This window comes from Streptomyces sp. CBMA156, assembly GCF_014596515.1.
Taxonomy (GTDB): domain Bacteria; phylum Actinomycetota; class Actinomycetes; order Streptomycetales; family Streptomycetaceae; genus Kitasatospora.
This window is the reverse complement of the sequence record NZ_MSJQ01000438.1, coordinates 1-8578: the sequence shown is the minus strand read 5'-3', so window position 1 is coordinate 8578 and position 8578 is coordinate 1. Positions and strand designations below refer to the sequence as shown.

The following is an 8578-nucleotide window of genomic DNA, read 5'->3' as shown; positions in this document are numbered from 1 at the left end:
CTCGACGGCGGGGTGGGCGCCCTCGGCGGGCACCAGGCAGGCGGTGAGCGCGGCGTCGGGCTCGCCGGCCCGGCGGACCACGACCGCGGCCTCCGCGACCTCGGGCAGCCTGAGCAGCGCGTGTTCGACCTCGCCCGGCTCGATCCGGAAGCCGCGCACCTTGACCTGGTCGTCGGTGCGTCCGTGGAACTCCAGGGCGCCGTCCGCCCGTTGGCCGACCCGGTCGCCGGTGCGGTAGGCCCGACCGATGCCCGGCAGCTCGCGGAAGCGCTCGGCGGTCAGCTCGGGCCGGTCCAGGTAGCCGAGGGCCAGCCGGTCGCCGGCGATCCACAGCTCGCCGACGGTGCCGGGCGCGGCCGGCGCGAGCCGCTCGTCCAGGACGTACGTGCGGGCGCCGCCGAAGGTCCGGCCGATCGGGACGGAGTCGGCGCAGTCGGCCGGGGTGACCCGGTGCAGGGTGGTGAAGGTGGTGGCCTCGGTGGGCCCGTAGACGTTGATCAGTTCGAGCCAGGGGAAGGCCCGCAGTACGGCGCCCGCGTGTTCGGGCGAGACCGCCTCGCCGCCGAAGGCCAGGGTGCGCAGCACGCCGAAGATCCGGGACCGCCGGGCGGCCAGGTGGTGGAAGAGCGCGGTGGTGAGGAAGAGGGTGGTGACGCCGAAGCGCTCCACGTCGCGGACCAGGTCCTCGGCGCTGGGCCGCTCGCTCGGGGAGACGGCCACGGCGGCGCCGCGGGCGAGCGGGGCCCACAGCTCGAAGGTGGCGGCGTCGAAGGAGACGGTGGAGTGGAAGAGCACCCGGTCGCGCGGGCCGAGAGTGAACGCGTCCTCGGCGGTGACCAGGTCCGTGACGGCGCTGTGCGGGACGAGGACGCCCTTGGGGCGGCCGGTGGATCCCGAGGTGTAGTAGAGCAGGGCGGGCGCGGCCGGCTCGGCGGCGTCGGGGGCCGGCTCGCCGTCGGTCTCGGTGCCGCGTTCGGTCAGCACCAGGGTGCGCTCCTCGGGGAGCCCGGCCTCGGCGAGCAGGCCCTTGTCGCCGAGGACGAGCCGGACGTCCGCGTCGGCGGTCATCTCGGCGATCCGCGGGCGCGGGTAGGCCGGGTCGATCGGGACGAGCAGTCCGCCGGCTCGCCAGACGGCGAGCTGGGCGACGACGAGCCGGGTGGAGCGGGCGCAGAGCAGGCCGACGGCGCTGCCGGGGCCGATTCCCCTGGCGGTCAGGACGGCGGCCAACCGGCCCGCCGCGTCCACGAGTTCGCGGTAGGTCAGGGCGGTGGAGCCGTCGGTCACGGCGAGCGCGTCGGGCCGGAGTCCGGCCTGCCGGGCGATCAGGGCGGGGAGGGCGGTCCTGGCGTGCGGGGCCGTGGCGGTGTGCGCGGGCCGGGTCGCGGTGGTCATGGTGGTTCCCTTCCGGGCGCCCCGGCCGGGTGGGCCGGGGCGCTCTGCTGAGGAGGTCGGGGCGGTGTCAGGCGGTCAGGGCCGCGAGCCGCTCCTCGATCAGCCGGGCGACGGCCCGCAGGTCCGGCTGGCGCAGCACCAGCGGGGCGCGCAGCCGTACGCCGTACTCGTTCTCCAGGGCCTCCAGCAGTCTCGCGGCGGCCAGCGAATTTCCGCCCGCGGCGAGGAAGTTGTCCTGCGGCCGGAGGTCGGCGTGGCCGATCAGCTCGCGGCAGAGCTTGAGCACGGTGCGCTCGACCGGGGTGCTTCCCTCGTCCACCGGGTCCTCGTCCGCTCCGCCCGCCGCGGTCGCCTCGGCGAGCAGCGCCTGACGGTCCACCTTGCCGTTGGCGTCCAGCGGGAAGCGCTCCACCAGCCGGACGGCGGAGGGCACGGCCTGTTCGGGCAGCCAGGGCCGGGCGGCGTCGAGCAGTGCCGCGGGGTCGGCGCCGTCCTCGGCCCTGACGAAGGCGAGCAGCCGGGCCCCGCCGGCCGGTGCCTGCCCGGCGGCGACCACCGCCCGGTGCACCCGCGGGTCACGCTCGAAGGCGGCCTCGACCTCGGCGGGTTCGATCCGCACGCCGCTGACCTTGACCTGGTCGTCCAGCCGGCCGTGGAACTCCAGCACGCCGTCCGGCCGCATGGCCACCCGGTCGCCGGTGCGGTAGACCCGGTCGGTGCCGACCAGGCCGGCGGGCGCGTCGACGAAGCGGCGGGCGGTCAGCTCCGGGTCGAGGTACCCGGCGGCCAGGCCGCGGCCGCCGATCCGCAGCTCGCCGGCCGTGCCGCGCGGCACCGGGCTGCCGTCCTCGTCGGTGACCAGGAGGACGGCGCCGTCGATCGGCAGGCCGATCGGCGGGGCGCCGGCGCCGTGGTCGCCGCCGGGGGCCATGCTGTGCACGGTGGTGGTGACGGTGGCCTCGGCGGGGCCGTAGGCGTTGTGGACGGTCGCGGTGACGTCGGGCCCGGGGGTGCGGCGCAGCCGGTCGCCGCCGATCGTCAGGTGGCGCAGCGCCAGGCCGGCGGGCCAGGGCCGGCCGAGGACGGGTTCGGCCATCGGGGTGGGCAGGACGGCCACGGTGATGCCGGCCTCGCGCAACCAGTCGGTGAGCGCACCGGTGTCCCAGCGGACGGCCTCGGGGGCGACGACCAGGGCCGCGCCGGAGGTGAGGCCGCCCCACAGCTCCATCACGTGCGGGTCGAAGGCGACGCCGATCAGCAGGCTGTGCCGCTCGCCGGGGCCGAGGCCGGTCAGCTCGCGGTACCACTGGAGCAGGGCGCCGAGCGCGGGCTCGGTGACGGCGACGGCCTTCGGGGTGCCGGTGGAGCCGGAGGTGAGCACCGCGTACTGGGTGCCCGGCGGGACGGGCACCTGCTCGCCGGAGCCCAGGGCGGCCACCACGCCGCCGGTGGGCAGGTCCAGCTCCAGCCGTTCGCCGCCGGGCGGCAGCAGTCCGGGCTCGCCGACCAGGCAGGCGGGGCGCAGCTGTTCGGCGACGGCCCGCAGCCGGTGCTCGCCGGGGCGCGGGCCGAGCGGCAGGTGGACGGCGCCCAGCTTGGCGGCGGCCAGGGTGACGGCGGCCAGCGAGACCGAGTGGCCGAGGCAGACGCCGAGCAGGTCGCCGGGGCCGACCTTGCCGCGCAGGGCCTCGGCCACGGTGTCAGCGAGGCGGTCGAGTTCGGCGTAGCCGTAGACGCGGTCGCCGTCGATCAGGGCGGGGGCGTCCGGGGTGCGGTGCGCCCAGCTGGTGAACAGGTCGAGCACCGCGCCGTCCTGGTGCGGACGGCCGTAGCCGATGCTCGGGGTCTCCGTGCCGGGGGTCTTCTCGTCAGTGTGTTCCATCATCATCTCCAGAAAGGTGACGTATCGTCAGTTCAGGCCCATGGAACGGGCGATGATCACCTTCTGGACCTCCGAGGTCCCCTCGATGATCGTGGTCATCCGGACGTAGCGGTACAGGAACTCCAGCGGGTGCCCGCGCACCCAGCCGGTGGCCCCGTGCACCTGGAGCGAGCGGTCCACGGCACGTACGGCGGTCTCCGAGGCGGTGAGCTTGGCGAGCGCCGCGTTCTCGGGCGACTCGGTGCCCTCGTCGACCAGCCGGGCGCAGGCGAGGGTGAGCAGCTTGGAGGCCTCGACCTCGGCCCGGGTGGCGACCAGGTGCTCCTGGACGTGCTGGTACTCGCCGATCACCCGGCCGAAGGCGCGCCGGTCCTTGGCATACTCGACGCCGATCCGCAGCGCGTACTCGGCGATGCCGTTGCACATCGCGGCGACCACCAGGCGTCCGCGCGAGAGGCTGTCGATGGCGAGAGCGGTGGCCGCGCCGACGCCCTCCTCGCCGCCGATCACGGCCTCGGGACCGACGGTGACCCCGTCCAGCAGCAGCTCGAACAGCGGCTCGCCGGACATGCCCTCGTAGCGCTGGCCGATCCGCAGCCCCGGCTGGTCCATCGGCAGCACGAAGGCGGTGGCCCCCGCGACGGGGCCGGCCCCGTCACCGAGGTCGGTGGCGGTGACGACCAGGGCGATCCCGGCGTGCTCGGCGTTGCTGACGAAGGTCTTGCGGCCGTTCAGCACCCAGCCGTCGCCGCTGCGCACGGCCGTGGTGGTGAGCCGGAACGCGTCGGAGCCCGCGTGCGGTTCGGTGAGGGCGAGGCAGCGGGTCTGCTCGCCGCGCACCAGCGGGACCAGGTGGCGCTCGACCTGCTCGGGGGTGCCGTTGCGCAGCAGCGGACTGGGCCCGTCGGAGCCGGCCAGGGCGTACGGGGCGAGCACGCAGCCGCTGCGCCCGGCGGCGTGGTGCAGCAGGACGACGGCGGTGAACGGCATGCCGGCGCCGCCGAGGTCCTCGGGGTAGTCGCCGGCGTAGAAGCCGAGCGCGGCGGAGCGCTTGCGGACGTAGGCCCGCAGGTCTCCCGGGACCAGGTCGGCGGTCTCGGGCAACTCGGCGGCCAGCGGGACGAGTTCGCGGCGCACGAAGCTCTCGAAGGCCTCGACGAGCTCGCGGTGGCCGTCCTCCAGGACGGCGGAGGGGGCGGTCACTTGGTCTCTCCTGCGGTGAGGGCGCGGGCCTGGTCGGCCAGCACGGCGTGGCGGAACAGGGTGCGCAGCGGCGGGCGGCCGCCGAGGTGCGGCTCCAGGTACGCGGCGAGCTGGGCGGCGAGCAGCGAGTGGCCGCCGACCTCGAAGAAGTGCGAGTCCGCGGTGAAGCGGTCGTGGCCGAGCACCTCGCGCCAGGCGGCGGCGATCAGCTGCTGGCCGGGATCGGTGAACGCGCTCGGCGCGCTGTCCTGTGCCGCCGGCTCCGGGGCCTCGGCCGCCAGGCGGGCGAGGGCGTTGCGGTCGGGCTTGCCGCCGGGCAGGGTCGGCATCGCGGCGACGGCCGTCCAGCTCGCCGGGACGAGTCCGCCGGGCAGCCGGCGGGCGAGCGCCTCGTGCAGGGCGGCCTGGTCGGGGCGCTCGGCGCCCTCCAGGAAGCCGACCAGCCGGGGGCCGGTCTGCGGGTCGGTGTGCAGCAGCACGGCGCAGGAGCGGCCGCCGAGTTCGGCGGAGGCGGCGGCCTCGATCTCCTCCAGTTCGATCCGGTGGCCGCGCAGCTTGACCTGGTTGTCGGCCCGGCCGAGGAAGCGCAGCCGCCCGTCCGGGTCGCGGTAGCCGCGGTCGCCGGTGCGGTAGACGAGGGCGCCGTCCAGTGCGGGGACGGTCACGAAGCGGGCCGCGGTAGGCTCCGGAAGCGCGAGGTAGCCCTCGGCCAGCAGGGGGCCGCTGATGGCGAGTTCGCCGACGCAGCCGGGCGCGAGCGGTTGCAGCGTGTCGTCCAGGACGTGGATGCGCACGCCGTCCAGTTCGGCGCCGAGCGGGATCTCGCCGTCCTCGGCGAGATCGGCGGCGGTGACCTCGTACACGGTGGAGGTGACGGTCGCCTCGGTGACCCCGTAGGCGTTCAGCACGGTGGTGGCCCCGGTCAGTCCGGTCAGGGCCCGGGCGGGCAGCCGCTCGCCGCCGAGCACCAGCAGCCGGGGCGCCCAGCGGCCGTCCGCCAGCGCCTCCCGCAGGTCCTCGCGGACCGCGAGCAGGTAGCTGGTCGGCAGGTTGGCGACGGTGACGCCGCGGGCGGCCAGCACCGCGACCAGCTCGGGGCCGGTGGGCACCTCGCGCTGCGGCACCACCAGGGCGGCGCCGACGGCGAGGGCGGGCAGCACCTCCTCCAGGGCCACGTCGAAGGACGGGCGGGCGAACAGCAGCACCCGGTCGGCGGAGGTGAGTCCGTAGCGGCCGGCGATCGCCGCGACGTACCCGGCGAGGGCCGCGCGGCCGACCAGCACGGGCTTGGGCACGCCGGTGGATCCGGAGGTGTGGATCACGTAGGCGGCGCCGTCCAGCACGGCGGCGGGCTCGGCCTTCGGAAAGGCGGGGCCGTCCAGCAGCGCCGGGGTGACGCCCTCGGCGGGCAGCGCGAGTGCGCTCTGCCGGGTGGCCAGGACGAGCGCGGGGCTCAGCCGTTCCAGCAGCAGCCCGAGCCGGGCGGCCGGGTCCTCGGTGGACAGGGGCGCGTACACGGCGCCGTGCCGCAGGCAGGCGAGCAGGGCGACCACGCTGTCCGTGCCGCGCGGCAGCACGGTGGCCACCGGCTGGCCGGGCGCGACCCCGGCGGCGCGCAGCCGCTCGACCAGCTCGGTGACCCGGCGGTCGAGTTCGCCGTAGCCGATCCGCTCGGTGCCGGCCAGCAGGGCGAGCGAGGTGGGATCGTGGGCGGCGGCCGGGTCGAGCACGGCGGGGGCGGCGGCGGCCAGGACGGCTTCCGAACTCTCCGGCCCCTCCGGCCCCTCCGGCCGCTCCGGCGCGGGGGCGAGTTCCGCAATCGGCGCCTCCGGGCGGTCCAGGTAGCAGCGCAGCAGCTCCAGCAGCCGCTCGGACAGCAGCACCGCCTCGGACTCGCGGAACAGGTCCGCGTCGTAGTCCCAGACCAGGGTCATCCCGGCGGCGCCGTGCTTCTCGCCGACCACCCGGCGGTCGTCGGGCAGCAGCACCAGGTCGAGGTCGAAGCGGGTGGTGCCGGTGTTGAAGCCCTCGTACAGCGAGACCTCCAGGCCGGGCGCCTGGACGTCGGGCAGCGCCGCGTCGTGCGCGCTGAACATCACGTTGAACAGCGGGTTGTCGGCGCCGGTGGTGTGCAGCCCGAGCCTGCGGGTCAGCTCCTGGACCGGCAGGTCCTGGTACGGCAGCGCGCGCAGCAGGACGTCGGTCACCTCGTCCACGGCCTCGGTGCCGGCGGCAGCGGGGTCGAGCCGCAGGCGCAGCGGGACGGTGTTCACGAACATGCCGACGGTGCTCTCGAAGCCCTCGGGGCGGTTGCCGACGGCGGTGCCGACCACCACCTCGCGGTGGCCGCTGTGCCGGCGCAGGAGTTCGGCGAAGAGCGCGAGCAGGGTGCTGAACGGGGTGTGGCCGTCCGCCTTGCTGCGCTCGCGCAGCCGCTCGGCGAGGTCGGCGCCGACCAACTGGCGCAGCTGGCCGCCCCGGTGGCGGCGCTCGACGCCCGGCTGCGCCATTCCGGGCAGGGTGACCTCGCGCGGGGCGTCGGTCAGCTCCCTGGTCCAGAAGTCGAGTCCGCGGTCCCGGGGGAGGTCGGCGGCGGCGCGGGCGTGCTCCTCGTACGAGGGCGCGGTGGGCAGCTCGTACGGCTCACCGAGGACGGTGGCGCGGTAGACGGTGAACAGGTCGCGCAGCAGGATCGCGAAGGAGTGGCCGTCGTGGACGAGGTGGTGCTCGACGTGGATCAGCCGGTGGTGGTCCCCGGCGAGCCGGACCAGGTGCCAGCGCAGCACCGGGGCCCGCTCGGTGTCCAGCGGCTCCTCGGCCTCGGCGGCGAGCAGCCGGCGGAAGGCGGCCTCCGGGTCCTGCTCGGCGGTGAAGTCGCTGTGGCGCAGCTCGGGTTCGCAGTCCTCGGCGACCCGCTGGCCGGGCAGTCCCTCCGGCCTGGGCACCAACTCCAGCCGCAGACCGGGGTGGTGGGCCAGCACGGCGGCCAGGCCGGCGTGCAGCGCGTCCCGGTCGAGGGTGCCCCACAGGTCGAGGACGGCGGTGAAGTTGTAGGCGCGGCTGCCCGGCAGCATCTGTTCGTGCAGCCAGACGATCTCCTGCGAAGGAGAGAGTGCGAACATGGTCAACTCCCTTGTGTGGTGGGCTTGTCGGCACTGCGAAGGTCGGTCGCGGGCGTGGGGTGGTCCCGTGCCGGCCGGTGGACCGGGCCGCACCGGGGTGAGGTGCGGCCCGGGACCCTGGGGTCCGTCCGGGCGGCGCGTCGGGCGTGCGCGGACGGACGGGATGGATCCGTCGTGGGCGGATCCGGGGTGGGAGGTCGGGGCCCGCGGAACGGGCGTACGGATTCGGGCGCGCGGGATCCGGGCGTACGGGTTCGGGCGTGCGGGATGTGGCGAACAGGTGCGGGCGAGTGGTCGAGGACGGTGGTCAGGGGAGGCGGGCCGGTGGTCGGCGTCTGTGGCCGACGCGCGGCGTTCAGACCTGCGGGGCCACGGCCGGCCGGGCGTGCAGGTGGTGCCGCAGCACGGCGAGCAGTTCGCCGAAGACGGCCTGGACGTCGGCCTCGGGGAAACGGTCGCGGTCCCAGCCCAGCCGGATCAGCAGGTCGTCGCCGTGCGAGGCGGAGACGGCCAGCGGCGCGGCCAGCGGCCGTCCGTCCAGGTGGGTCTCCCGGCCGGGGGTGCCGCCGAGCACCAGCGGCGGGCGGCGGTGCAGGTCCTCCAGGGTGAGCAGGGCGTCCAGGGCGCCCGACCAGGGGGCCCCTGCGGTGCGGGCGGCCCTGACCACCTCGTCGAACGGGGTGCCGGCGTGGTCGAGGTCGTCCCACCAGGCGTCCGCGAGGGTGTCCAGGTCCGCGGCCGGGCCCGAAGTGGCGGGGTGGACCAGGGTGTTGAGGAAGCAGCCGAGCGCGGCGGGCGCCCCCACCGGCCGGCCGCCCCACGGGTAGCCGAGCGCGAGCGGTCCTCCCCCGGCCTCCGACGCCCGGTGCAGCCGGTGCGCGGCGGCCCCGACCGCGTCCAGCAGGGCGGGGAAGACGGCGCTGCGGGCGGCGCCCTCGGCGGCGGGCAGCCGTTCGGTGAGCATGCCGGTGGACGT

General features: G+C 76.1%; 4 protein-coding genes and 1 pseudogene. All 5 read right to left on the bottom strand.

Annotation, left to right across the window (positions count from 1 at the left end; genetic code table 11):
* Nucleotides 1–1395, bottom strand: a 1395-nt coding sequence (locus BU198_RS39455) for an amino acid adenylation domain-containing protein (protein WP_188301543.1), incomplete at its 3' end; no start/stop codon positions are given.
* A 67-nt stretch (nt 1396–1462) separates the two neighbouring features.
* Nucleotides 1463–3277, bottom strand: coding sequence for an amino acid adenylation domain-containing protein (locus BU198_RS39450; RefSeq protein ID WP_223245557.1), 1815 nt, complete (start codon nt 3275–3277; stop codon nt 1463–1465).
* Between the two features lie 27 nt (nt 3278–3304).
* Entirely contained in the window at nt 3305–4480 is a 1176-nt protein-coding gene (locus tag BU198_RS39445; protein WP_188301541.1) for an acyl-CoA dehydrogenase family protein, read from the bottom strand.
* A complete protein-coding gene (locus BU198_RS39440; RefSeq protein ID WP_188301540.1) occupies nt 4477–7602 on the bottom strand; it encodes a non-ribosomal peptide synthetase in 3126 nt (1041 codons plus the stop codon). Before BU198_RS39440 ends, BU198_RS39445 begins: the two co-directional genes overlap by 4 nt.
* 355 nt (nt 7603–7957) lie before the next feature.
* Nucleotides 7958–8578 (bottom strand): annotated as a pseudogene (locus BU198_RS39435) (non-ribosomal peptide synthetase); the annotation flags it as partial.

Coding starts and splice junctions, on each gene's coding strand:
- BU198_RS39450 (WP_223245557.1), bottom strand. CDS start 3,277: ATGGAACACACTGACGAGAAGACCCCCGGCACGGAGACCCCGAGCATC.
- BU198_RS39440 (WP_188301540.1), bottom strand. CDS start 7,602: ATGTTCGCACTCTCTCCTTCGCAGGAGATCGTCTGGCTGCACGAACAG.